The sequence below is a fragment of the Halococcus salsus genome (genome assembly GCF_009900715.1).
In the GTDB taxonomy this organism is placed as follows: domain Archaea; phylum Halobacteriota; class Halobacteria; order Halobacteriales; family Halococcaceae; genus Halococcus; species Halococcus salsus.
Genome location: NZ_JAAAJC010000001.1, coordinates 578,219 through 601,491, shown reverse-complemented (window position 1 = coordinate 601,491; position 23,273 = coordinate 578,219). Strand labels below are relative to the sequence as shown.

Here is a 23,273-nt window from a genome sequence, read left to right as displayed (position 1 = left end):
CTGCTCCGAGCCCTTTCGAGGGCGCTCCGTTGGCTTCGTTCGGTGGACAGCAGCGATTACGGGGGAGGGTCCGATGGTCTGCACGGCAACGCGGTGGGACCGTCTCACGCGCCACTCCGTTCCTCGGTTGGGAGGAAAAATACGGAAAGCGGAGCAGCGATCGCTATCCGCGGGGAAATCGTTCGTGTGGCCGAAGAACGGCCAGTAGCTATTTGCCGACGACGTGTATCGAGTCGGACGGGGAAGTTGCAGGTGATGCCACGCGACGGGTCCCCTTTCTACTTGGCGAGAAACCCCGTATCGTCGAGAACGTACTCTCCAGTATAGCGAAGACGGCTCTCGACGGACGTCCCGTCGTCGGGAGTGACCACGCGCACTGAGAGTTCCGGAAACCGAACGAGGTTTTTCGCTACGTGACGGTGCTCGTCACCGCGCGATAGCTCCGACGACGTGACGAGTCGGTCGAGACCTATTCGATCGACCATCGAACGCGCATCCGACCCGCACGACGCCGCGACACGGTCGGCCTACGAACGACCCCTGCCGTGCCGAGCGGTGGACGGCGTCCAGAACCGTGTCCAGAGGTCGAGCTGCACCGCGGTGACGTGCAAGCCGGTCGAGACGGCCAGCTGCGGAAACGTCGTGCCCGGCAGCATCGGAGCGGGGGTTCCCCGTCCGTGTTCCGTCTCCGGATCGCTGCCCCGGGTCGCGAGGTGCGTCCGGCAGTCGGGACAGACGAGGTCGACCCGATCCTCCTGGTCCGTGGGCTCCCGGTCCCAGTCACCCGTCGCGAGCGCTTCGCGCCCACACCCGGGGCAGATGAGAACCGACTTTCGCTGCTGCGAGGCTCGCTTCGCCTCGGTGCAGCCGGAATCGCCATCGGGGTCTGGGTTCGTTCGGTCCACAGCGCGGGCTACCGCCCGTCCCGTTGTATGTTTGTTGGCGATACGTGTGGTCGATGATGTGGGTGTCTCGTGGCGTTCGACGTCGAGCGAGAGTCCCAATCCACCTCAATCGTGCGAGCCGTTCGTGGAACGCTTATAGCTCGATCCACGACCGTCCAATATGGAGTCCGCCGTCCACGTCGAGATCTCGGTGATGGGGATCGACCGCTGTCCCGCAGCCCTGCTGAGCACCGATTTCGAGGTCGAATCGATCACGACCGACGGGCGGTCCACCGGCACCGGCGATGGCCGGATCGGTGAGCTGACGCTCCGGACCACCGAGTCCTCGCCGGCGGACGAACGCGCGGAACGAATAGCCGGCGACGAGGAGAAGTCGATCTATCGCTTCCGGAACGAGGACGGGGACTGCCCGTGCGGGACGCTCTCCGACCACGGCTGCCCCGCGCGGGAGATCCGTGCGGACGCCGGGACGCTCACGCTGTCGTTCCTCGCGCCCGGTCTCCCGACGGTCCGCTCGGTCGTCGAGGACGTCCGTTCGTGCGCCCGAAACGTTCGTGTACGGCGTCTCACGCAGGCGCTACCCGACGGGGGCGACGCGTTCGTGCCGATAAACCGGGCCGCGTTCACCGACCGCCAGTACGAGGTGCTGCGAGCGGCCCACGAGATGGGGTACTTCGACCACCCGAAGCGGACGACGGCCGCGGACGTCGCCGACTCGCTCGACATCTCGGTGGCGACCTTCAGCGAACACTTGGCGATCGCCCAGGAGAAACTCCTCGACCAGCTCCTCACGGCGTCGTAGGTCGAGCACCACGGTCACGGTCCCGACGGAAAAAGACCCGATCGCGTTCGGGCGAACCGATACCCGGGACGGGCCGTTAGGGTCCCCGTTGATGACCGATTCAGTCTACGAGGAGATCGGTGGGAAAGCGGCGGTCGAGGCGGTCGTCGAGGACTTCTACGACCGGGTGCTGGCCGACGACCGACTCGTCGGGTTCTTCGAGGGAATGGACATGGCCGAGCTGCGTGCCCACCAAGTCCAGTTCATCAGTGCGGTGGCCGGCGGTCCCGTCACGTACACCGGTGGCGAGATGCGGGACGCACACCGCCACCTGGACATCAGCGAGGCGGACTTCGAGGCGGTCGGTACCTACCTCGAACGGGCGCTCCGCGAGAACGACGTCAGCGAGGCGAACATCGCCGACATCATGGCCGAAGTGAGCGCGCTCGAGGACCCGATCCTCGATCGGTAGAGCTTGCCAGCGGGGAGACCGGTCGAATGAGAAGGTTCAATAGCCTTGCAGAACGAGCACCGAGCTACCTATGGTCGAGATTTCGGACCGGTTGGAGTGTCTCTTTAGTGGGTCTATCGAGGCGGACGGCGACACGTATCGGATCGAGATACCGCAAAACGAAGTCGAGAACGGCTCGATCGTCCCCGAGGAGACCTACCGCGTCGCGGTTCTCCCGACGGGGTCGACCGACGAGGGGAGCCGGGTCCGGTCCGAGTCGGGTGCCGGTCGCACGAACGACGACGCCCGGTCGCCACCGGTCGAGAGCGGCGAGACGCGCACGCTGACGATCGAGTCGGTCGGTGACCAGGGCGACGGCATCGCGAAGGTCGAGCGGGGATACGTCGTCATCGTCCCCGGGGCCCGTCCTGGCGACGAGGTCGAGGTCGAGATCCAGAACGCCCGCGACAACGTCGCGTTCGCGGAGGTCACCGGGACCGCCCAGTCGGCGACCGACGAACCGGAACCCGCCGACGGGACGGAATCCGCCGGTGCGACGGAACCCACCGACGGAACGGACCCCACCGACGAACCGGACCGGATGGAGTAAACGGGTCGACGAACTCGTCCGACGGCCGGACCACCCGGATCCACGTTCGCTTCGTAAGTATCCGAACCAGACGCCCCGCTCGTCCCTCGACGACTCGAACGCTGGTCGGCCACCCGTCGGTCCGACGTGCCGTTTCGGCAGGACCGACGGGGGTCCCAGCGGGGTAATCGGGATCGCGAAGCCAGCGCGATTCTTGCCCAGGGCAACGTATTTATATCTATCAGTGTTGCCTCGTCTGTGATACACGATGCCAAGCGGCGCTGAGGCGCGGACCGTTCGCGAGGAGTGGGGGAGCCGGTTCGGCTTCCTGATGGCGATGCTCGGGGCGATGGTCGGGGCCGGCAACATCTGGCGGATGCCCTACACGACCGGACAAAACGGCGGCGGCGCGTTCCTGGTCGCGTACATCCTCCTGCTTTTTCTGATCGCCGTGCCGGGACTGATGGCGGAGACGGTGCTCGGTTCGTACACCAACCGTGGCGTCATCGGGGCGTTCAAGTCGGTCTACGGTAGCGGCCGTGCCGAGGGACTCGGGCTGGGTATCGTGGTGGTCATCGTCGCGCTCATGTCCTACTACGCCTCGACCATCGGCTGGACGATCTACTACGCCGCCAACGCGCTCCTCCTTCGGTTCTCGGAGCCTGGGTTCGACTCCGGTGCGTTCTGGGACGCGTTCTCCGGGTCGCCGGTGATGACGATTGGCACCGAGACGCTCGCGGTCGCGCTCACCGCCGTCGTGTTGCTGTTCGGTATCCGCCGCGGGATCGAACGCGTCGTCAAGTGGACGATGCCGTTTCTTGTGCTCGCGCTGGTGGCGATCTCCATCAAGGCGCTGACGTTGCCGGGGGCGATGGGCGGTCTCGAGTTCGTTTTCACGCCGGACTGGGACTACCTCACCCGGGGATCGACGTGGATCGCCGCGCTCGGACAGGCGCTGTTCTCGACGGGGCTGGGGTGGGGGATCGCGCTCACGCTCGGGAGCTACCTCTCCGAGAACGACGACGTCCCGCTCGGCGGCGGGATCTTCACCGCCATCGGCAACACGAGCATCGGGTTGCTCGCGGTCTTTGCGACGTTCCCGGTGATATTCGCGTTCGGCATCAACCCCTCGGCCGGCTCGCAGCTCACGTTCGTCTCGCTCGCGAGCGTCTTCCCGCGGATGGCCGGTGGCGCGATGTGGGCGATCCTGTTCTTCGTGGGCTTTCTGTTCGCCGCCCTCTCGACGGGGATCGCGATCACCGAGGTCGCCGTCACGACCGTCTCGGAGGAGACGCGGCTGAGCCGCCGTGGGTCGGTTCTCGCCGTCTCCGTCGTCATCTGGCTCGTCGGTCTCCCGAGCGCGTACTCGAGCGAGTTCCTCGGCACGATGGACTTCATGTTCGGAAACTGGGGACTGCCGATCGCCACGCTGGTGCTCGTCCTCACGGTCGGCTGGAAGATCGGCCCGGAGCGGATCCGGGTGATCGCCTTGAACCACAACGCCGACGTCTATATCGGCAAGTGGTGGGGCCCGGTCATCAAGTACGTAATCCCAGTCGTGATGGTGTTCATCATGGTCTACTACCTCGTGACGAACATCGGGAGTTCGCTGGTCCAGACGGTCGGTGGGATCGTCCTCATGGGGGGCATCCTCCTCGGGTCCGTTCTCGTGATGGGGCTGCTACGTCGGGGGACGACCGGCGAGACGGCGATGGAGGCGGACTGACGTGGCGCTCGCACTGAGCGCGTGGGTCGTCATGATCGCGTCGGTCGTCGTGCTCTGGGGGACCGCGGTGTGGGCGCTCGTTCGCTCCCTTCGCGACGAGGACCGGAAGCTGGAGCTCCTGAACGCACAGGGTCGGATCGATACGTACTCGCCGCGTGCGCTCGCGGAGCTCCGGGAGTGGATACACGACCATCCCGACGACGAGTTCGCTCCGGAGGCGCGAAGCCGATACAACGACTGTGTCGAGACGCTCCGTGAGACGGACAAGTCGTTCTACGACTGGTCCGAATCGGAGATCGAGCGGCTGGAGCTGATCTCGGAGTGATCCGGCGGGACCGAGCGGCTCGAAACGCCGACTCTCCACGAAATCGAGACGGGATGGTCGGATGCACGTAGTCGTCGTCGGTGGCGGCATCGTCGGTCTCTCGTGTGCGTACTCCCTGGCCGAACGCGGGGTCCGGGTGACGCTCTGTGAGCAGGGCCGTCTCGGTGGCGAGAGCACCCAGCGCGCGGCGGGCGGCATCCGCACACAGTTCTCGACCCGCGTGAACGTGGACCTCTCGCTCGCGAGCCTCGACGTCTGGGCCGACTTCGAGGGGACCTTCGGGGTGGACATCGGCCACCGCCGAACCGGCTACCTCCTCCTCGCACGGGAGGCGTCCACGGCGGCCAACCTGCGTGAGGACGTCTCGTTACAGAACGAGCGCGGTGGGGAGAGCCGGTATCTGGACCCGGCCCAAGCAACGGACCTCGCGGCGGGGATCCACGATGAACCGTTCGTCGCCGCCGCGTACTCGCCGCTCGACGGGTTCGCCGACCCGAACCTCGCGACACAGGGATACGTGCAGGCTCTCGACAGGCGAAACGTCGAGCTCCGGACGCGGACGCCGGTCACGGACGTACTGCTCGACGGGAACGGTGCGGTCCGTGCCGTCGAGACGCCCGACGAACGGATCCCCGCCGATGCGGTCGTCGACGCCGCCGGTGCGTGGGCCGGTCGGCTCGCCGCGATGGTTGACGTCGACCTCCCGATCGTGCCGAGACGGAGACGGGTGCTCGTGGTGGAACCCGAACTCCCCGTGCCGGAGGACGCGCCGCTGGTGATCGACCTCGACACCGGACTCTACTTTCGCCCGGAACGGGCGGGAGACGCGCTCGTCGGTGGCCACTTCGGCGGGGCGGACCCCGTCCAGAACCCCGACGACTACGACGAGGAGCCTGGGCTCGACTGGACGCTGCGCGCGCTCGAACGGGCGAGCGAGTGGACCGACTACTTCGGCGACCGAACCCGGGTGAAACGTGGCTGGGCGGGGCTGTACGCCGTGACCCCCGACCACCACCCGGTCGTCGAGGAGGTGGTCCCAGGCTTCGTCGTCGCCGCCGGTTTCTCGGGCCACGGGTTCCAGCACGCCCCCGCGACGGGCCGGATCGTCGCCGAGATCGCCTGCGACGGCAAGGCTTCGCTCGTGGACATCGACCCGCTTCGCTCCCGACGCTTCGAGACGGACGACGGCTTGCGGGACGAACGTAACGTCGCCTGAGGGGGCCGGTTCGGGGCGCACTCAGGACGACCAGTCCGCGTCGATCAACGTCCGCTGGACGGCTTCCTCGCCGACGGCGGCCGCGAGGGCCTCGAACCCCGCGCGCTCGCTTCGGTCGGTCGCGTTCGCGACCAGTCGCGAGACGATGAACTCCGGCGTCGACCGACCCACGGTGCCGAACTGTGGCTGGTAGTCGACGTCCAGCGTGAGGTCCTCGCGCAACCCGCGGGCGGAGATCCCGTCGATCCGCGCCCGGTCGGGCAGCGGTTCGAGGTCGTCGGCGAGGTGGGTCACGTAGACGCCGACCGCGCCCGCGTCGACCGCGAGCCGGACCAGCCCGTACAGGAGGTCGGCGGCGCTACCCGGTTCGGTGATCGCCTCGAACTCGTCGACGAGCATCAGTGTTCGTGTGCGCTCGGTGAGCGGGGGCACGACCGTCTTGAGCGTCGATTCGAGCACCCCCGCGTTGAAGCTCGCGTGCCGACGGTGGAAGACGACCGCGTCGACCCGGCTCACTTCCGCCGCCGCGGCGGGGACGGGCAGTCCTATGTGCGCGAGCACCACGACCTGACACAGGGTTTCGAGCAGCGTGGTCTTGCCACCGCTGTTCGCCCCGGTCAGCACCGCCACGTCCTCGTCCGGGACCGCGGGCGCACAGCCGTGGTCGCCGACCGCGTACGTGACGGGCTGGGCGGCATCGCCCATCGACGCCACCAGCGACAGGTTGCGGGCGTCCTCGACCGCGACGCAGCCCGACTCCACGAACGTGGGTCGTGTGAGGTCGTAGGCGTGGACGAAGCGGGCGAGCGAGACCTGGAAGGCGGTCTCGTTCACCGCGGTGGCGGCCGCCTCGATCGCCGACCGGCTGCGTTCGAGCCTGCCCTCCAGTTCGCTCCGTACCTCCCGCTCGCGGGTCTCGACCGCCGTCCGGAAGCTCGCGAGGAGTTCCCGGAGCCCCTGCGTGATGAAGTCCGTCGCGTCGGCCGCTTCGGTGGGGGTCGCCTCCCTGACCCGCGTCGCCGGGATCGGCGTCTCGTCGGCGACGTAGCTGACGAACGCCTCGCGGAAGGCCTCGCTCGACCGGACCCCCTCGGACTGGATCGCCTCGACGACGTCGATACCACGTGATTCGAGCTCCTCGGCCGCTTCGAGATAGCGGCGCGACCTGTCGAGGTCGTCGTCGACACCCTCACGGACGGTGGGGTCGCCGCCCGTGGTGTCGAGGGCACCGAGCGCTTCGCGAGCGTCGTCGAGCGTCTCGGCGTCGATCGACCCGACCGAGGCGAACGTCCCGCCGTCGACGCCGAGCTCCTGGAGGTCGAGGACGGTCTCGACCGCGGCACGGTCGCCGCCGCCCATCCCGTCGAAGCGCTCGAAGACGTCGAGGATCGCCTCGCGGGTTGGCTCGTCGTGCTCGCGCCACGTCTCGGCCGCGAGGGTGACGTCGTCGAGGCGCTCGGTCATGGCCTCGCGGGAGGTCAGCGGCGTGAGAACGCGAATGCGGTCGCTGGCGGCCGCGGTCACGGCGTACGCTTCGGCCCGTTCGAGGAGGTCCTTGTAGACGGTCCGTGTGTCCGAGGTGGCGAGGATCGCCATCCCCTGTTCGCCGTGTGCGTGACGGAGGATGCGGGTCGCCCGACCGCGCGGAAGACCGGCGTCGGTGAGGGTGGCGATGTCGACCGACTCGATCGCTCGAACCGCCCGTTCGACCCCGAGCTGGTCGGTGAGCTGGGTGGCTGTCTTCGGCCCGATACCCCAGTAGTCCTGTAGACGCATGGCTCTCGATTCGACGGCGGGCGTTCAAATAGCTGTGTGACTCGCGACCCCCGACGGGAGCGCCGGTGAGCGAACGCGATCTCGACGAACTGGGTCTCGACACACCACAGCACGAGCCGGCACTCAGAGCGTGCGCGTGAGCACGTAGACGAGCAGCGCGAGCAGCAGTGCACCGAGCAGTGACTCCACGCTCGCGAGCGCGCGGGCCGCGGTACCGACCGGCTGGATGTCCCCGTAACCGAGCGTTCCGAACGTGATCACGCTGAAGTAGAGGCTCGTGAACAGCGTCGCGAACAGCTCCCCGAGGGTCATGCCGATCGGGTCGGCCGGACCGTAGGCGATCACCGTCCCGGTGGCCGGTTCCCGGATCCCGTCGGTGAAGGGATAGAGGAGCGCGCAGGCCACGATGAGGACGAGGGAAGTGACGACCACCCGTGAGGGGCTGGTTCCGTAGTGTGTCACCCAGCGGGCCGCCTCCAGACGCACCGCTCGGCCGTAGTGGCCGCTCAGCCAGGCGACGCGGCGTCTGAGGTCCTTCTCGCGGAGGTAGTACCGCCGTTCGACCTCGGGGAGCGCGTTCTCGCCGAAGAGCCGCTGGAGTTCCTTGTACGTCCAGATCCCCGCCTCCGCGGTCACCACCAGCGCCTCCCCCTCGACCGCTTCGAGCCCGTCGTCGTAGGCGACCCGGTCGCCGAAGCGGGTGTTCCGGTCGACGTGGGCCTCCCGGAAGACCGCCCGGTCGAACAGCGCGTCCTCGAAGCTCGCCCCCTGCACCTCCGTGTGGACGAACTCGGCGTCCTCGACGTTCGCCCCGTCGAAGACCGCGCCGCGTGCGTCGGCGTTCCGGAAGTTCGCTCGGCGGACGTCCGTCCCGGTGAAATCCGTGTTTCTGAGGATCGCTCCCGAGAGGTCGGCACCGATGAGCGTCCCGCCGACGAACCAGTCGGCACCGGTGAGGAAGGCCCCGCGGAGGACGGCCCCGTCGAGTCGCTCACCGTGCTCGGCGGGGTGGGCTTCGAACGCCGCGCGGGGTTTCTCGTCCTCGTCGGCGTGCCAGATACAATGCTCGCGGCCCGTCCACACCGGCCGCCAGCAACACACCGCACCGACGTTCTCCCGTGTTATCACGGGCTGTTCGTAGCCACAGCGGTCGGCCGGCGTCGCCATCGCCACTCGGTTACCCGCTCGACGGCATAGCCCTGTGCCCGGCGTGTGCCGTCCGTGGATTCCTCTCACCAGCCGTCTGTCACGGCGAAGAACGAGCACTACCCCATCGAGGCTCCGCCTCGTCCGGCCGCTACTCAGACGCGGCCGAACGACGGCCGCTTCGAGGGGAGCCGGTCGTCCCGGGTGTGATCGGTCTCCGGGTCGGCGTGTGCGAGACGGATGTGCCGCTTCATCGGTCGGACGTCGGTCGACCCGATCTCGAAGACACGGTCACAGAACGGACATCCCTGGTACTGTGGCCCCATGACCGAGTGAGGCGGCGTATCGGAATACGTGTGTGCCTTGCTCTGGCATGGTGGCTTCGAGGGGGTGCTTGGTCGCTTTGGCGGCTCCCTCCCAACGGACGATTTCCGGGAAGTTACAGGCCACCGCCGGTGATGGCACCGACGACGCTTTGGGCCGAGGAGACCGCGAGCACGACCGAGAGAACGACGAGTATCGCTCCGACGGTGTTCAGTATCCAGCCGTTGACGTACTCGTCAAGCAACGTCGAGCTGTTCGCCGCCCAGAGGAGGCAGACCGTCGTGATCGGGAGCCCGACGACCGCGTTGACGGCGGGAAAGAGGAGGATCATGTCGACGACGCTCAACCCGAAGAGTATCGAGACGAGCGGCGAGAGACCGGTGACGGCGGTCCCGACCGCGTAGATCGCCCGGAAGACCCGGTCGGTGTCGTCGATCTCGCGCCCGGTGGCCTGCGGAATGATGTAGGCGGGCGTCCACATGATGGGGACGATGCTGTTGAACGCCGCGACGATCGAGCCGACGAGGAACAGGACGAGCGCCCACTCGCCCAGGATGTCGGCGAGCGCGCGTCCGGGCGTGATGTAGGTCGTGATCTCGGTGATCCCGGCGGGTCGAAGCACGGCCGCCGTCGCGACGACGATCGCGACCGTAACGACCCCACCGATGGCGTAGCCCATCCCGAGGTCGCGGCGCATCGCCGGCAGCGCCGCCTCGTCGGTCCAGCCCTTCTCCCGAACCAGGATGGATTCGAGGAAGAAGTTGGGCCAGAGCGCGGTGGTCCCGAGGATCCCGGCGATGAGTGCGAGCGCGCCGAGTTCGGGGATCCGGGGAACCATTCCGCCCACCATTCCGGCGACGGACGGCGAGCTCCCGCCGGCGACGACCACGTAGGCGATCAGGAGCCCGAACATCAGCGCGACCATCACCTTCTCGACCGCGTCGTAGCCGAGGATCCCGACCACGACGGCGACGACGGCACACAGCACCGCGAGCGGCATCCAGCCGACGGAGTAGCCCGCGCCACCGAGGAGCACCGAGATGCCCTTCCCGACGGCGGCCGTGAGTTCGAGCCCCCCCGCGACACAGCCAAGCGAGAGCACGACCGCGATGGCGGTGGCGGTCGGGGCTCCGAGCCGGTCGTGGACGAACGTCATCAGCGGCTTCCCGAAGATCCCACACCGTGCGCTGATGTACTGGGCGATGAACCCGAGCACGACCGCCGCAACCACCGCCCAGAGCAGCGCGTAGCCGTACTGGACCCCGGCCGAACTCGCGATGAAGACCGACCCCGACCCGAAGTAGCTCGCGACCATCACGAACCCGAGGCCGTACTCGTCGAAGAACCCCTCCAACGGCGTGTTTTCTATCAGGTTCATGGTATCGTCTGGGTTTGATTCGAGAGCCGAACAGAAACGAGCCGCCACCACCATCCCGACCCACGCCGTCGGTCGCCGGGGCCGGGTAGTTTCGAGGCGAACGCACGCGATACCCGCGCATAAACCTTGAGCTTTCGACCGCGCTCGAATCCTGGGAAACCCCCTACACGGACCGCTCGGGGTCCGACCCCAGGAGACAGCGCTGAACCCCCGTCCGGGTCGTCCCCGCCTAGGTCGTTTTCCACCGAGGCTGCCTGCGTACTCCTGCTCAGTCGTTAAGCATGTGGGACGTGAACGAACCGTACGGAGTGGTCGACCCGTGACGACTCCCGAGGAGTCGGTCACGGGCGCACGACGGAGTCACTGATGTCACATGTCCACCACCGAAAAGGTCCTCGTCCCGATGGACGGGTCCCCACAAGCCGAGGCCGCGCTCGTCCACGCACTCACACTGCCTGACGTCACTATCACGCTGCTCACGGTCATCGACCCGTTCGACACCAGACCGGAGGAGACCGGCTATCACTCCCCGGTCGGCAGGGCGGGGATGCCGGGGTACAGCGAGGAGTGGTACGAGCCGACGAAAGCGCGCATCAGGGAACGGTTCTCACAGGCACAGGGAAAGGCCGACGCACGTGGCCTCACCCTCGGCACGGTCATCGAGTTCGGTGACCCGGCGCGCTCGATCGTGAGCTACTCCGAGCGAAACGGGATCGACCACATCGTCATGGGGAGTCACGGCCGGTCCGGACTGGCGCGGATCCTGCGCGGGAGCGTCTCCGAGACGGTCATGCGCCGGTCGGTCTCCCCGGTGACGGTCGTCCACGACCGACAGGTGGACGAGGAGTCAGACTGAGCAGTCACAGAACAGGCTCCGAGGCCGGTCCCGTCAGAACAGCCCCGAGACGGTTCCGTCGTCGTCGATGTCCATGTTGGCGGCGGCGGGGTCGGCGGGCAGCCCCGGTAGCGTGAGCACGTCGCTGGTGAGCGCGACCAGGAAGCCCGCCCCGGCGGACGGGTAGACCTCCTGAATTTCGAGGTCCCAGCCCGTCGGCGCACCCTTCTTCGAGGCGTCGTCGCTGAGCGAGTGGAAGGTCTTCGACATCACGACCGGGAGGTCCCCGAAACCGAGATCGTTCATGCGTTCAATGTCGTTGCGGGCGTCGCTCCCGATCGAGACCGAGTCCGCACCGTAGATCTCGGTGGCGATCGTCTCGATCTTCGCCTCGATCGGGGCCGTCTCGTCGTAGAGGAACTCGAACGTCCCCTCGTCGGTCTCGATGGCGGTCATGAGCTTCTCGGCGAGGTCCGCACCACCCGCGCCGCCCTCCTCGAACACCGTCGACTCGGCCGCCTCGATCCCTAAGTCCTCCCGGCAGTGCTCGAGCACCGCCTCGACTTCTTCCGACGTGTCGCCGGGGAACCGATTCAGCGCCACGACGACCGGAACGCCGAACCCCTGGAGGTTGCGGACGTGGGCGTCGAGGTTCTCGAACCCCCCACGCACCGCCTCGACGTCCGCCTCGTCGAGCGCGTCGAGGTCGGCCGGCCACATGTCCTTGCCGTGGTACTTCAGCGCGCGGACGGAGGCGACGAGCGTGACCGCCGCGGGCTCCATCCCCCCGAGCCGACAGACGACGTTCATGAACTTCTCGGCCCCCAGGTCCGAACCGAACCCCGCCTCGGTGATGAGGTAGTCCGAGAGCTTTCGAGCCGCCTCGTCGGCGATCAACGAGTTGGTTCCGTGGGCGATGTTGGCGAACGGGCCGCCGTGGACGAACGCCGGCGTCCCCTCGATGGTCTGGACGACGTTCGGTTTGAGGGCGTCCTTCAGGAGGATCGTGACCGCACCCGTGGCCTCGATGTCGTCGGCGGTGACGGGATCGCCGTCCTCGTCGTACGCGACGATGATACGCCCGACGCGTTCCTTGAGGTCGGTGAGGTCGTCGGCGAGACACAGTACGGCCATCATCTCGGAGGCGGCCGTCAGGATGAAGCGGTCCTCGCGGGGGATGCCCGTCCCCTCGCCGCCGAGCCCGATGACCGTCTCGCGAAGCGCGCGGTCGTTCATGTCGACCGCCCGGGGCCACTGGACCCGGTTGACGTCGATGTCGAGGTCGTTGCCCTGTTTGATGTGGTTGTCGAGCATCGTGGCGACCAGGTTGTGCGCCGAGGTGAGCGCGTGGAGGTCGCCGGTGAAGTGGAGGTTGATGTCCTCCATCGGGAGCACCTGCGAGTAGCCGCCGCCCGCTGCCCCGCCCTTGACACCGAAGACCGGGCCGAGCGAGGGTTCGCGGACCGCCGCGAGCGCGTTCTCGCCGAGGTGGTTGAACGCCTGCGTCAGGCCGACGGTCATGACGGTCTTTCCCTCGCCCATCGGCGTCGGCGTCATCCCGGTCACGAGGATCACGTCGCCGTCCTCGCGGTCCGAGGTCCGGAGCCGCTCGATGGCGTCGAAGGTGAGCTTCGCGGTCTCGTCGCCGTAGAGCTCGAGGTCCTCCGCCGTGAGCCCGACCGGCTCGACGACCTCGGTGATGGGCCGCGTCTCGACCTGCTGGGCGATCTCGTAGTCCGTCGGCACCTCGGTGGGTTCGTCTGACGACGCCATGACGATCCGTGACTTATCCCAAGCCCCGTTTCAAGTTTCGTGTGCAGTGAACCCCGCCTTTTTATAGTGGAGGTCGGTCGCGGTCGTCCTCGCTCGGGACACCGGGGACGTTGGGCTCCGTGAGAGCACCACCGATTCCGTCGGCGGGCTCCGCTCTGCCGTGTTCACGACGAGTGTCGCGTTCACGGACAACGTTGCACCGTCGGTCGCGCCGGACCTCGGTGGTCGCCGGCACTATTTATTTGCGGAAGGAGCCTACTCATTCCATGGATTCGGAGACGCTTGACGACGTGGACCGCGGGATCCTGTTCGCGCTCCAGCGCGACGCCCGCAACACCACGATCGCGGAGATCGCCGCCGAGGTCGAGGTCTCGTCGAGTACGGTACGCAACCGGCTCGACGCGCTCGAGGACACGGGAGTCATCGAATCGTACTACCCGAAAGTCGATTACGAGCGAGCGGCGTTCCCGCTCCACGTCCTGTTCATCTGCACCGCGCCGGCCGACCGACGCGAACGACTCGCGCGGGAGGCGCTTTCGACCAGGGGCGTCGTCGACGTTCGCGAGATGCTCACCAGCGCACAGAACCTCTACGTCGAGGCCGTCGCCGTCGACACCCACGACCTCACCACGATCACCAACGACCTCGCCACCACCGGCATCGAGCTCGTGACCTCGGAGATAATCGCGAACCACTACACGCGCCCGTGGAGCCACTTCGAGTACGACGACGAGACCGACGCCGAGCCGAGCGGTTCGTCGGGATCATTTTGACGCTGCGATAATCACAGCAAAAAACTTCGTTTGTGCGAATATTCCGGCATTCAAACTGTGATTATCGCAATACCTTTGGCGCTTCCGACCAACTTCGACGTGAGAAGACCAATGGCCTCAAGCGACGAAGGGGAATCGGAAGCGTCGAGCACCCACCGAGACCTCCTGCACACCGCGGTCCGCGAGGGGTACTTCAAAGTGCCACGGGAGACCTCGCTGGTGGAGTTGGCGAACCAGCGTGGCATCTCGGACCGGGAGTACTCCGAGCGAATGCGCAGCGAGATCGATACGCTGGTTCGCGAGACCACCTCCGAGGAGTGAGCCCGTCGCCGTCTCGACGCGCCTCGCACGAGTTACCGATCGACCGAGGAGCTCGTTCTACGTGTTCCCCGGGGCTATCTCGCTGATCTCGACTTGATAGTCCGGTTCCTCGGGCTCGGACGAACGGACGTGATACGCACCCTCGATCGGGATGTCGTTGTCGCGCGCCACGGCGACGAGGTGTTGGAGGTGGGCTTCGAAATCGTCCCTGTCGGCGAGGTCGTCGGGGTGATATGGGGTCGTCATAGGGTTGGTGTTCTATCACAGGCCGTATTTCGGGCGGTGGTTCGCGTCTGATGGCGTCGGTAGGGGACGGATGGCGTCCCGAAGTGGGTATAGATTACGGTCGGAACGTACTCCGTCGGCGAAGAGACGATGCGGTCCCCTATACTCCCCGCAGTGTTGCTCAGGTGTTTGATAGTGCTCACTGGATGGCCCTCACCCCCGACGTACCAACGGAGCACCCATCGGGTTTCATGGACACGACGTAGCGAGGATAGCCAGAGGAGTATCTTCGTACGACGTCCTGGGGAACAACCGACGCGCAGTAGTCGGCTAGAGACCGTTTGTCGGGCGCTCCTCGAGAGGTCGCTTCGTTCGGGTGGACCGATGGCTTCGACGACGTCCGTGGGACGGTGTTGCTTGAACGAGCCTGGCAAACCCTTATTCACCTGGTCCCCGGTTGTGGTGACATGGCCGAGACCCTCTCGGACGACGAGATCGACGACCGTGCGCCCGACGGATGGAGCCGGGACGGCGAGGCGATCGTTCGGACCTACGAGTTCGAGGAGTACCTCGACGGCGTCGCCTTCGCGAACGACGTCGCCGAGCTCGCCGACGAGGAGGTCCACCACCCGGAGATGACGATCCGATTCGACGAGGTGGAAGTGCAGCTGACGAGCCACGAGGAGGGCGGTGTCACCGAGCAGGACGTGGAGATGGCGGAGCAGTTCGACGACCAGTACTGATCGAAGCGATACCGTAGCCCACCCAGTTACCAACCGCCGTCGAACGCGGGACCCACCTCGACAGCCGACGGTCAGTGCTCGTCGCTTCGGGGGATCGTTCTGACCGTGAACCAAACCGCACCGATGAGGAACGCAGCGATACCGGAGAGGAACAGCGTTCCTCGGTAGCCCACGACGCCGGTGGCGGCGACGCTCAGCGGTGGCCCGACCGTCGTCCCGAGTCGGAGCACGCTCGTTCGCACGCTCATGATGCTGCCACGGAAGTCGTCCGGGGCCAACTCGTTCAGCGCGGTGTCCGTGATCGGCTCCGCGAGCCCCTGCCCGAACCCGAACAGGAGGAGCGCGCCAGCGACGGTGGAGAGCGACTGGGCGCGGGCGACGACGGCGAGCCCGACCCCGTAGCTCACGAAGCCGAGCGCGATCGATTGAAAGCTCGTGAACGTGCGGAGGATCCGACCGCTCTGTGTCGCGGTGGCTCCCATCGCGAGCGCCGGCAGCCCGAGGAGGAGACCGATACCGGCCGACGAGAGCTGGTAGCTGTTATCGAGCAGGAAGGGTAGCAACGTGAGCTGTGCCCCGTAGAGAACGACGAAGATCCCGAATATCGCCGTGTAGAGGACCGCGAACGGTCGTAGCGGGGTCGGCCCCGTGAGGAAGGCGTACACGCTCGGTTCGGCGTCGCTCTCGCTTCGGTCCGGCTCCTGAAGCACCGTGATCCCGGGAATGATGATGACGAGCGCGAGGAGGAAGCAGGCGAACGGAACCGACCAGGCGATCGTCGCGAGCGCACCGCCGAGAAGCGGGTAGCCGGCGGCACCGATCGCGAGGATCGCGGCGTTGGTCCCGATCAGGACACGCCGCTCCTCGCCGGTGAAGAGGTCGCCCAGGAGCGTGATCGTGACCATCATGATCGCGCTGCTGGCCGCGCCCTGGATGCCCCGAAGCACGAGAACCAGCGTGAAATCGGGGACGAGGACGATCGCCCCACCACAGAGGCCGAAGACGGCGAGCGCCGGGATCAGGACGGGTTTCCGACCGATCCGGTCGGCGACGACCCCGATCGGAACGGTGAGGAAGATCCCCGGGAGCGTGAACGCCGACAGCAGCAGGCTGGCCTGGCCCTCCGAGATACCCCACGCCTCCTGTACGGCCGGGAGTACGGGGCTGATGAGGGAGACGCCCATCACCGCGACGAGCGTGCTCGCGAATATCACGACGACGACGGGCGAGGACCGAAGGATCCGCGTGACTCTCATTTACTCTGTTCACCGTTCCGACTCGCGCTTCCTAAGCCATCCGTTGTCGTCCGGTCGGTGCCGTCTTCGTCTCGTCAGTTGCCTCCAGCGAGAGCGCGTCCTCGTCGGCCCTCGGCGGGATCATGAGACGAGCCGGATCGGGCACGACCTCGCCCGAACGGGAGTTTCGACCGTCGAGTGGGGGCATTTATATTACCCCGCCGATCGTCCGAAGGGACGACCGCAGGGATTCAGTTATGAGAGAGATGGCAACGGTCCTCCTCGTGGACGACGACCCGGGGATGGTCGAGACGGCAGCGGCGTTCGTCGAACGGGCGAGCGACGACGTGACGGTCACGACCGCGACGGACCCGGACGCGGCGCTCGACCTGTTGGAGGATCTGGACGTCGACTGTATCGTCAGCGACTACAATATGCCCGGAATGGACGGGCTCGCGCTGTTCGAGGCGGTCGCCGAGCGCGATCCCGGAACCCCGTTCATCCTGTTCACCGGCAAGGGGAGCGAAGAGGTCGCGAGTGAAGCCATCTCACTCGGCGTCACCGACTACCTCCAGAAGGAGACCGGCACCGAGCAGTACGAGGTGCTCGCGAACCGGATCGAGAACGCGATCGAGGCACGCCATGCGGAGCGACAGCTCGAACGCTCCGAGGAGCGCTACCAGCACCTCGTCGAGTCCTCGCCCGCCGGCGTCGTCATCACCTCCCTCGACGACAGCATCGTCTACGCCAACGAGGCGGCCGCGTCGTTCATCGGCGCGGACGGCCCCGAGGCGGTTCACGGCCTGTCGACGCTCGACCTAGTCCACCCCGAGGACGAGGCCACGCTCCGGGAGCGCTGGGCGGGGAGTCGTGAGAGCGAACCCCGAGAGCCCATCGAACAGCGCTTCGTCGGGTTCGACGGCGAGACGCGACACGCGGTAGTGGCGAGCACGCCCATCACCTACGAGGGCGAGCCCGCCGTCCAGTCGGTCCTGACCGACGTCACCGAGCACAGGGAGCGCGAACACGAGCTCGAACGCTACGAGACGGTGATGGAGGTCGCCCCGGTCGGCGTGTTCGTGCTCGACGCCGAGGGGACGATCACGTGGTGTAACGAACGTGCGACCGCGCTCGTCGGGCACACCGTCGCGGCGCTCACCGGCGACCCGTTCGTCTCGTTGATCGAGGAGGGGATCGTGCCCGAGGCCGCCATCTCCAAGTACCGAGCGGTGTTGCGCGACCTGTTGTCGGCGTCGTCCGACCGGACCACCGGTCAGTATACGATCCCCATCACGCACCCCGAACGGGACGAACGCGTGCTGCGGATCCACGTCTCGCTGCTGCCCTCCGACGGCGAGTTCCGGGGAGCCGTCCTCGTCGGCCAGGACGTCACGGAACGCAACCGCTACGAGAGCGCCCTCGAACGCGAACGCGACCGACTGAGTGCGCTGTTCGAGAACGTCTCGGACGCGGTGTTCCGATACGAGTTCGAAGCGGCGGGCGAAGCGGGGCGGATCCGAGCCGTCAACCCGGCGTTCGAGTCGGTCTTCGGGTACGACGAGCACGAGGTCGTCGGCGAACGGATCGCCCAAACGATCGTCCCCGCCGATCGTCTGGCGGAGTACGAGGACGTCGTGGCGCGTGCGGGAACGGGCGACCTCGTCAACGTGGCGGTCGAGTGCGAGACCGCGACCGGGCGACGGACCTTCCTGTTGCGAAACGCCTCGATGACGGAGACGGCCGAGGACGGGCGAGTCGCCGGCTACGCGATCCTGACCGACATCACCGAGCGCAGGGAGGACAAACGGGACCTCCAACGCGAGCGCAACACCCTCGCGGCGCTGTTCGAGAACATCCCGGACCCGGTGTATCGCCACGACCTCGACGACAACGTGCTCGTCCCGAAGGAGGTCAACCCCGCCTTCGAGCAGGTCTTCGGCTACGAGCCGGAGCGCGTCCTCGACCGCCCGGTCACGGAGACGATCGTCCCCGCCGACCGGGTCGAAAAGCACAGACAGCTCGTGGCCGCGTCCAGGTCCGGGGCGTCGCTCGACGCGGAAGTCGAACGGCTCACGGCCGCTGGCCGCCGGACCTTCCTGTTGCGGAACGTCCCGATCAGCGGACCGGACGAGGAGTCGCCGGAGGGATCACAGTACGCCATCTACACCGATATCACACCCCAGAAACGCCGTGAGCGTGTGCTCCTCGACCTCCACGACCGGACGCGAGAGATGATGGGGGCCGAGGGGCCCGCGGCCGTGGCGTCGATCGCCATGGACGCGACCGAGGACCTGCTCGACCGCTCCGTGGCGAGTCTCTGGTTATACGACGAGGACACCGGGACGCTCCGTCCGGCGGCCCTGACCGACGACGAGGGGACGGCGGTCGAGGCGTTGCCGACCTACGAGCCCGGCGATGGCCGCACGTGGGAGGTCTTCGAGACCGGCGACGCGTACAGCTACGACGCCGACGACACGGACGACTGCCGCCCGGAGACGCCGGTCCGATCGGGGATGGTCCTCCCGCTTGGCGAGTACGGCGTGATGAACGTCGGCACCACGACGCCGGGCGAGTTCGACGAGACCGACGAGGCGCTCACACGGCTCCTCGCCACCACCGTGGAGGCCGCCCTCGAACGCGCGGAACGCGAGCGCGAACGTGCGGCCCGAAAGCGTCTGCTCGAACGCCAGAGCGACCAACTGGAGGCGTTCGCGAGCGTGTTGAGCCACGACCTGCGCAGCCCGTTGGCCGTGGCGAGCGGCCGGCTCGAACTCCTCGAAACGGAGACCGACAGCGAGCACACACGGCCCATCGCCGACGCGCTCGACCGGATGGACACCCTGATCGAGGAGTGTCTCACGTTCGCCCGGCAGGGCCAGATAGTGACCGACTCGACCCGGGTCGACGTCGAAGCGACCGCCGAGCAGGCCTGGCGAACCGTCGAGACCGGTGGGACCGAACTGACCGTCGAGGACCTCGACCCCGCCGAAGCCGACGACGACCGTCTCAGGACCCTCTTCGAGAACCTGTTCCGTAACGCGATCGAACACGGCGACGCCACGGCGGTCCGCGTGGGGCCGCTCGACGACGCACCGGGCTTTTACGTCGCCGACGATGGCTCCGGGATCCCCGAATCGGAACGCGAGGCGGTGTTCGAGCGTGGCTACTCCACGAACGAGGCCGGGACCGGGCTCGGGCTGGCGATCGTCGACACGCTCGCCGACGCCCACGGATGGGAGGTGACGGTCGCCGACGGCACCGCGGGGGCTCGCTTCGAGGTGAACTTCTCGCCGGAGGCTCCGTTGCCGACCCCACAGTGAACGAGTCGTCGGCCATCTCCGGGTCTCGACAACCGGTCGCCGTCCCCGTCGGAACCGTCGCGGGAACGTCGTCCGGCTTCCTCGAAAGTCGCCGAGCGATCCGTCGCCCCCGGTAGGTGGAGACGGCGCTCTCCGAAACGAGGGGAACGAAAAACGAGGTGCCGGCGGAAGCCGGCGTTACCGGTTCTGCCTGAAGAGCACGACGCTCCCCAGGAGCCCGAGCAGCGTCACGCCGCCGACCGCGAACCCGCCGGTCGAGAGCGGGCCGACCGCGGACTGCGTGTCCGTGGTCGCGTTCGCCGTGGCGGCCGTTCCGTCGGTGCCAGTGGCCGTGCCGGAGCCAGCGGTGGCGTCGTCGCTGGTGTTGGCATCGCCGTCGGTGGCGTTCTCGGTCGTGTCGTCGGCCGAGCTGACGCCGACCGATCCGCCGCCCGAGAGCCCGCCGAGGAAGCTATCGAGGTTGTCACCGTCGATCGCGTCGCCGAGGTCCTCGATCGTGGTCTCGTCGTTGTTGAGCGCGTCGCCGATCGAGGCGAGTTCCAGGTCGCTCGTCGAGTCGAGCAGCGTCACGAGCTGGTCGGTCGTGAGTTCGGCCTGGAGGTCGTCGACTTGCGCGTCGGTGAACGCGTCGTTCAGCGCGGCGAGCTGGTCGGCCGTCAGCCCATCGTCGAGCGCGCTCACCAGCGTGATCGTCGCGCTACCGGCGTCGTTGTCGGCGTTCGAGTCCTCGGGCGAGACGGACGTCAGCTCGGCGTCGTTGGTCGCGTTGAGGTCCGCGAGCGAGCCGTCGAGCAGACCCGCGTCCGTCGAGACGGCGAGCGCGTCGAACGTCAGCGTCGCGGTCTCGCCCGGTTCGAGCGTGCCGACCTCGAAGTCACCAGTGGCGGCACTGAAGTCGCCCTGGCTCGTGCTCGAATCCGTCACGAGGAACACCGTCGTGTCGAGGATGTCGCTGTTCGCGATATCGGCGATCACGTCGTCGTCGTTGACCACGACGTCGTCGGCGGTCGCGTCCCCGTCGTTGGTGACCGTCACGGTGAACGTCGCGGGTTCGTTCGCCTGCAGGACCCCGCCGTCGTCGAGCAGACTGACCTCGACTTCGTCCGTGTCCGTGCTCTTCGAGACGCTGATGTCGGGGGCACCGTCGCCGTCACCGACGTCGGTCGTCCCAGGCGTGGTGGTTCCGTCCCCGTCGCCGGCGTCGCCGTCGCCGGTGTCGATGTTGCCGGAGTCGTCACCGACCGTCGAGTTCTGGATGATCTGGGTGATCGTCGTGCTGTTGTCGATGTTGGTGACGCTGTTGTCGACGTATACGCTGTTCAGGTTGAGCGTCTGGTCGCCGTTGACGGCGTTGTTGACGATCGTGCTGTTGTCGATCGAGTTGTTCTCGATCGCGGAATTGACCTCGCTCAGGTCGAGGTAGCCCAGGTCGAGGAGGATCTGCAACAGCGTGCTGTCGTCGATGTCGCCGACGGTCTGGCTGTTGTCGCCGTCGTCGCCGTCGGTGTCAGACCCGTCGTCGGTGTCCGAGCCATCGTCGGTCGGTGTCTCGGTATCCGAGCCGTCATCGCTTCCGTCCGTACCGTCCGTACCGTCATCGCCATCGCTTCCGTCCGCCCCGTCAGCGCCGTCCGTATCGTCCGAGCCGTCAGTACCGTCCGTTCCATCCGCACCGTCGGCTCCATCCGCTCCGTCCGAGCCATCGGTGCCGTCATCGCCATCGCTCCCATCCGCACCGTCCGTTCCGTCCGCACCGTCGTCGCCGTCGCTTCCGTCCGCACCGTCAGTGCCGTCCGCCCCGTCCGCCCCGTCCGCACCGTCAGTGCCGTCCGTTCCATCCGCCCCGTCCGCACCGTCCGCCCCGTCACTGCCGTCGTCAGCCGCGTTGAGCGCCTCGACCAGTGCATCGACGTTGAGACCGCTGGTGTCGCCGCCGTTGATGTCGTTCTCGTCGACGATCCGGTCGATGTCGTCGTTGGAGACCGAGGTCCCCTCGACGTTGGTCACGATCCGGGTGACGGAGTCACGCGCCTCCTGGTTGCTCATCCCGTCGTTCTCCTCGTTCGCGACGTCCTGGCCGTTGACGCGAACGTCGCCGTCGTCGACAGTGACATCGACGCTGGCGCTCTCGTCGGTTCCGGTGCTGTCGCCGTCATCGGCGGGGTCGGCCCCCGAGCCACCGCCATCACCGGTGTCTTCGGTGACGACGTCGCTGACCTCGCCGGTCTCGCCGTTGATGACGATCTCGACGGTGTTGTTGTCGCCGTCGATATCGACCACGTCGTTGTCCTCACCGGCCCCGCAACCGCAGTTCGTCGTGTTCTGTTCGGTCATATCGGCCTGATTGCCAGTTCCTGCCGCGAACGCGGGTATCATCGTCGTGCCGAGAACGACGATGAGACACGCAACAAGGACGGGCCCCATCCCGAGTCGTGGAAGTCTTCTCCCCATCGTTAACACACATAATCAATCACTACTTAGTTCTTTTCCCAACTTAGAAACTTAGATAATAATAACCCATACAAAATTACTAGACTTATTCTATTGATCTTCGTCGGAAGATGATTGTGTCAATTGATATTGTTCGGTAATAACTCCCGAATCGGCTGGTCGCAGTGCCTCGCGAGCTCTCTCCGCCCGAGTGGAGTCGCGCTCTGAGATAGAATTATGGAGCTCGATGGGGTCGTTCCTCGCCGTGGGGTCGATCGAGCCCCAGCGGAGCACCGCTGTGAACGGACTCCGCTCTCGGTAGGTGAAATACACCGCCGTGCCGGAACCACGATGACGCCGTGGTCCGACCGAGCCGGACGCCGATTCAGAGGTCGCGCGGCTGGACGGTCTTTCGGTCGTTCTCCTCCGCACGCCGGGCGGCATCGTCAAGCTGGTCCGCGACCACCTCGTCGAGCGCATCGTAGAAATCCGAGGAGACGTTTATCCCTTCGAGCTGTTCCTTGACGGCCGATTGAACGATCAGGTCTGCCACGCCTGGAACTCGTACTGAAGGGAAGGTATACCCTATCGAAGCGGACTGAAAGTGGAAGTGACCGAGCGCCGCCGGTTCCTCGGCGCTCCCCCGAGCGGCGCTCAGCCGTCGGTCGGCGTGATGTAGACGTCGTCCCCGACGTAGTAGATGTGGCCACGCTGAAAGAGGACTTCCAGCGCGTGTTCCGCGTCGGCCTCGGTGAACTCCTCGTCGGCCACGAGAACCGCCGTGGCCTCGTCCTTCGTGAACCCCCCGTGCGAACGCCCGCTCTCACCGTTCTCCGCGTCCTCCGGCTCGGTCGAGTCCTCGGCCGCCGCCGAGAGGCGTTCGAGAGCGTCCTCGGCGATCGGCGGTAGTCGACGCTCCCAGCCCATACGTGATGTTCGTCCCGAGCAACATGAACCTACGTCCGACGGACGTCGGACGGGTCTCGGACGGAGGGGCGGAC

23 protein-coding genes are annotated in these 23,273 nt (G+C 66.8%); 11 read left to right on the top strand and 12 right to left on the bottom strand.

Annotated features, from left to right (window positions below; genetic code table 11):
- Window positions 1-527: 527 nt before the first annotated feature.
- Entirely contained in the window at window positions 528-905 is a 378-nt protein-coding gene (locus GT355_RS03145) for a DUF8106 domain-containing protein (protein WP_160133289.1), read from the bottom strand.
- Between the two features lie 160 nt (window positions 906-1,065).
- On the opposite strand from GT355_RS03145, the gene GT355_RS03140 reads away from it, so the two are divergent.
- From GT355_RS03140 to GT355_RS03115, 6 genes are all read left to right on the top strand, one after another.
- On the top strand, window positions 1,066-1,707 hold the full coding sequence (locus tag GT355_RS03140; protein WP_160133288.1) for a helix-turn-helix domain-containing protein: 642 nt from the start codon (window positions 1,066-1,068) through the stop codon (window positions 1,705-1,707).
- Between the two features lie 91 nt (window positions 1,708-1,798).
- On the top strand, window positions 1,799-2,158 hold the full coding sequence (locus tag GT355_RS03135; protein WP_160133287.1) for a group I truncated hemoglobin: 360 nt from the start codon (window positions 1,799-1,801) through the stop codon (window positions 2,156-2,158).
- 70 nt (window positions 2,159-2,228) lie between these two features.
- Window positions 2,229-2,747, top strand: coding sequence for a TRAM domain-containing protein (locus GT355_RS03130; RefSeq protein WP_160133286.1), 519 nt, complete (start codon window positions 2,229-2,231; stop codon window positions 2,745-2,747).
- Window positions 2,748-2,994: 247 nt separating this feature from the next.
- Complete coding sequence (locus GT355_RS03125; protein WP_160133285.1) at window positions 2,995-4,452, top strand: sodium-dependent transporter; 1,458 nt, start codon at window positions 2,995-2,997, stop codon at window positions 4,450-4,452.
- 1 nt (window position 4,453) lies between these two features.
- The gene (locus GT355_RS03120; RefSeq protein WP_160133284.1) at window positions 4,454-4,777 is read left to right on the top strand and encodes a DUF8026 family protein; all 324 of its coding nucleotides are present in this window, start codon (window positions 4,454-4,456) and stop codon (window positions 4,775-4,777) included.
- Between the two features lie 61 nt (window positions 4,778-4,838).
- On the top strand, window positions 4,839-5,993 hold the full coding sequence (locus GT355_RS03115) for an NAD(P)/FAD-dependent oxidoreductase (RefSeq protein WP_160133283.1): 1,155 nt from the start codon (window positions 4,839-4,841) through the stop codon (window positions 5,991-5,993).
- Between the two features lie 21 nt (window positions 5,994-6,014).
- Here the strand turns inward: GT355_RS03115 and GT355_RS03110 are convergent, their stop codons facing one another.
- The 4 genes from GT355_RS03110 to GT355_RS03095 form a co-directional block, all read right to left on the bottom strand.
- Window positions 6,015-7,769, bottom strand: coding sequence for a MutS-related protein (locus GT355_RS03110; RefSeq protein ID WP_160133282.1), 1,755 nt, complete (start codon window positions 7,767-7,769; stop codon window positions 6,015-6,017).
- A 123-nt stretch (window positions 7,770-7,892) separates the two neighbouring features.
- Entirely contained in the window at window positions 7,893-8,936 is a 1,044-nt protein-coding gene (locus GT355_RS03105) for a pentapeptide repeat-containing protein (RefSeq protein ID WP_160133281.1), read from the bottom strand.
- A 134-nt stretch (window positions 8,937-9,070) separates the two neighbouring features.
- The gene (locus tag GT355_RS03100; RefSeq protein ID WP_160133280.1) at window positions 9,071-9,241 is read right to left on the bottom strand and encodes a hypothetical protein; all 171 of its coding nucleotides are present in this window, start codon (window positions 9,239-9,241) and stop codon (window positions 9,071-9,073) included.
- Between the two features lie 113 nt (window positions 9,242-9,354).
- On the bottom strand, window positions 9,355-10,617 hold the full coding sequence (locus GT355_RS03095) for an NRAMP family divalent metal transporter (RefSeq protein ID WP_160133279.1): 1,263 nt from the start codon (window positions 10,615-10,617) through the stop codon (window positions 9,355-9,357).
- Window positions 10,618-10,990: 373 nt separating this feature from the next.
- On the opposite strand from GT355_RS03095, the gene GT355_RS03090 reads away from it, so the two are divergent.
- On the top strand, window positions 10,991-11,473 hold the full coding sequence (locus tag GT355_RS03090; RefSeq protein ID WP_120069526.1) for a universal stress protein: 483 nt from the start codon (window positions 10,991-10,993) through the stop codon (window positions 11,471-11,473).
- A 33-nt stretch (window positions 11,474-11,506) separates the two neighbouring features.
- On the opposite strand, the gene GT355_RS03085 is transcribed toward GT355_RS03090, so the two are convergent.
- The gene (locus GT355_RS03085) at window positions 11,507-13,225 is read right to left on the bottom strand and encodes a formate--tetrahydrofolate ligase (protein WP_160133278.1); all 1,719 of its coding nucleotides are present in this window, start codon (window positions 13,223-13,225) and stop codon (window positions 11,507-11,509) included.
- A 266-nt stretch (window positions 13,226-13,491) separates the two neighbouring features.
- Between GT355_RS03085 and GT355_RS03080 the strand changes: the two genes are divergently transcribed.
- On the top strand, window positions 13,492-13,998 hold the full coding sequence (locus GT355_RS03080) for an Lrp/AsnC family transcriptional regulator (protein WP_160133277.1): 507 nt from the start codon (window positions 13,492-13,494) through the stop codon (window positions 13,996-13,998).
- Window positions 13,999-14,109: 111 nt separating this feature from the next.
- A complete protein-coding gene (locus GT355_RS03075) occupies window positions 14,110-14,319 on the top strand; it encodes a helix-turn-helix domain-containing protein (RefSeq protein ID WP_160133276.1) in 210 nt (69 codons plus the stop codon).
- Between the two features lie 57 nt (window positions 14,320-14,376).
- Here GT355_RS03075 and GT355_RS03070 read toward each other — a convergent pair whose 3' ends face one another.
- Entirely contained in the window at window positions 14,377-14,565 is a 189-nt protein-coding gene (locus GT355_RS03070) for a hypothetical protein (protein ID WP_120069515.1), read from the bottom strand.
- Between the two features lie 446 nt (window positions 14,566-15,011).
- Here GT355_RS03070 and GT355_RS03065 point away from each other — a divergent pair, with 446 nt between their 5' ends.
- Window positions 15,012-15,287, top strand: coding sequence for a 4a-hydroxytetrahydrobiopterin dehydratase (locus GT355_RS03065; protein WP_120069512.1), 276 nt, complete (start codon window positions 15,012-15,014; stop codon window positions 15,285-15,287).
- A 71-nt stretch (window positions 15,288-15,358) separates the two neighbouring features.
- On the opposite strand, the gene GT355_RS03060 is transcribed toward GT355_RS03065, so the two are convergent.
- Together GT355_RS03060 and GT355_RS03055 are read right to left on the bottom strand one after the other, a co-directional pair.
- The gene (locus GT355_RS03060; protein WP_160133275.1) at window positions 15,359-16,543 is read right to left on the bottom strand and encodes an MFS transporter; all 1,185 of its coding nucleotides are present in this window, start codon (window positions 16,541-16,543) and stop codon (window positions 15,359-15,361) included.
- A 31-nt stretch (window positions 16,544-16,574) separates the two neighbouring features.
- Window positions 16,575-16,730: a hypothetical protein gene (locus GT355_RS03055; protein WP_160133274.1), complete on the bottom strand. Its 156-nt coding sequence runs from the start codon at window positions 16,728-16,730 to the stop codon at window positions 16,575-16,577.
- 58 nt (window positions 16,731-16,788) lie between these two features.
- Between GT355_RS03055 and GT355_RS03050 the strand changes: the two genes are divergently transcribed.
- Window positions 16,789-19,842, top strand: a complete 3,054-nt coding sequence (locus GT355_RS03050; protein ID WP_205250425.1) for a PAS domain S-box protein — start codon at window positions 16,789-16,791, stop codon at window positions 19,840-19,842.
- A gap of 177 nt (window positions 19,843-20,019) precedes the next feature.
- Here the strand turns inward: GT355_RS03050 and GT355_RS03045 are convergent, their stop codons facing one another.
- From GT355_RS03045 to GT355_RS03035, 3 genes are all read right to left on the bottom strand, one after another.
- Window positions 20,020-22,293 carry a DUF11 domain-containing protein gene (locus GT355_RS03045; RefSeq protein WP_240145698.1) on the bottom strand — a complete coding sequence of 758 codons (2,274 nt, stop codon included), beginning with the start codon at window positions 22,291-22,293 and terminating at the stop codon, window positions 20,020-20,022.
- A 364-nt stretch (window positions 22,294-22,657) separates the two neighbouring features.
- Window positions 22,658-22,825, bottom strand: coding sequence for a DUF1931 domain-containing protein (locus tag GT355_RS03040; RefSeq protein ID WP_160133272.1), 168 nt, complete (start codon window positions 22,823-22,825; stop codon window positions 22,658-22,660).
- Window positions 22,826-22,926: 101 nt separating this feature from the next.
- Window positions 22,927-23,199 carry a hypothetical protein gene (locus GT355_RS03035; protein ID WP_160133271.1) on the bottom strand — a complete coding sequence of 91 codons (273 nt, stop codon included), beginning with the start codon at window positions 23,197-23,199 and terminating at the stop codon, window positions 22,927-22,929.
- Window positions 23,200-23,273 lie beyond the last annotated feature (74 nt).

What these genes read in the sequence shown, in the direction of transcription:
- GT355_RS03125 (WP_160133285.1), top strand. Translation starts at nt 2,995, where the DNA reads ATGCCAAGCGGCGCTGAGGCGCGGACCGTTCGCGAGGAGTGGGGGAGC.
- GT355_RS03085 (WP_160133278.1), bottom strand. Translation starts at nt 13,225, where the DNA reads ATGGCGTCGTCAGACGAACCCACCGAGGTGCCGACGGACTACGAGATC.
- GT355_RS03065 (WP_120069512.1), top strand. Translation starts at nt 15,012, where the DNA reads ATGGCCGAGACCCTCTCGGACGACGAGATCGACGACCGTGCGCCCGAC.
- GT355_RS03060 (WP_160133275.1), bottom strand. Translation starts at nt 16,543, where the DNA reads ATGAGAGTCACGCGGATCCTTCGGTCCTCGCCCGTCGTCGTCGTGATA.
- GT355_RS03090 (WP_120069526.1), top strand. Translation starts at nt 10,991, where the DNA reads ATGTCCACCACCGAAAAGGTCCTCGTCCCGATGGACGGGTCCCCACAA.
- GT355_RS03035 (WP_160133271.1), bottom strand. Translation starts at nt 23,199, where the DNA reads ATGGGCTGGGAGCGTCGACTACCGCCGATCGCCGAGGACGCTCTCGAA.
- GT355_RS03135 (WP_160133287.1), top strand. Translation starts at nt 1,799, where the DNA reads ATGACCGATTCAGTCTACGAGGAGATCGGTGGGAAAGCGGCGGTCGAG.
- GT355_RS03115 (WP_160133283.1), top strand. Translation starts at nt 4,839, where the DNA reads ATGCACGTAGTCGTCGTCGGTGGCGGCATCGTCGGTCTCTCGTGTGCG.
- GT355_RS03080 (WP_160133277.1), top strand. Translation starts at nt 13,492, where the DNA reads ATGGATTCGGAGACGCTTGACGACGTGGACCGCGGGATCCTGTTCGCG.
- GT355_RS03095 (WP_160133279.1), bottom strand. Translation starts at nt 10,617, where the DNA reads ATGAACCTGATAGAAAACACGCCGTTGGAGGGGTTCTTCGACGAGTAC.
- GT355_RS03130 (WP_160133286.1), top strand. Translation starts at nt 2,229, where the DNA reads ATGGTCGAGATTTCGGACCGGTTGGAGTGTCTCTTTAGTGGGTCTATC.
- GT355_RS03050 (WP_205250425.1), top strand. Translation starts at nt 16,789, where the DNA reads ATGGCAACGGTCCTCCTCGTGGACGACGACCCGGGGATGGTCGAGACG.
- GT355_RS03105 (WP_160133281.1), bottom strand. Translation starts at nt 8,936, where the DNA reads ATGGCGACGCCGGCCGACCGCTGTGGCTACGAACAGCCCGTGATAACA.
- GT355_RS03070 (WP_120069515.1), bottom strand. Translation starts at nt 14,565, where the DNA reads ATGACGACCCCATATCACCCCGACGACCTCGCCGACAGGGACGATTTC.
- GT355_RS03075 (WP_160133276.1), top strand. Translation starts at nt 14,110, where the DNA reads ATGGCCTCAAGCGACGAAGGGGAATCGGAAGCGTCGAGCACCCACCGA.
- GT355_RS03100 (WP_160133280.1), bottom strand. Translation starts at nt 9,241, where the DNA reads ATGGGGCCACAGTACCAGGGATGTCCGTTCTGTGACCGTGTCTTCGAG.
- GT355_RS03110 (WP_160133282.1), bottom strand. Translation starts at nt 7,769, where the DNA reads ATGCGTCTACAGGACTACTGGGGTATCGGGCCGAAGACAGCCACCCAG.
- GT355_RS03140 (WP_160133288.1), top strand. Translation starts at nt 1,066, where the DNA reads ATGGAGTCCGCCGTCCACGTCGAGATCTCGGTGATGGGGATCGACCGC.
- GT355_RS03045 (WP_240145698.1), bottom strand. Translation starts at nt 22,293, where the DNA reads ATGGGGAGAAGACTTCCACGACTCGGGATGGGGCCCGTCCTTGTTGCG.
- GT355_RS03055 (WP_160133274.1), bottom strand. Translation starts at nt 16,730, where the DNA reads ATGCCCCCACTCGACGGTCGAAACTCCCGTTCGGGCGAGGTCGTGCCC.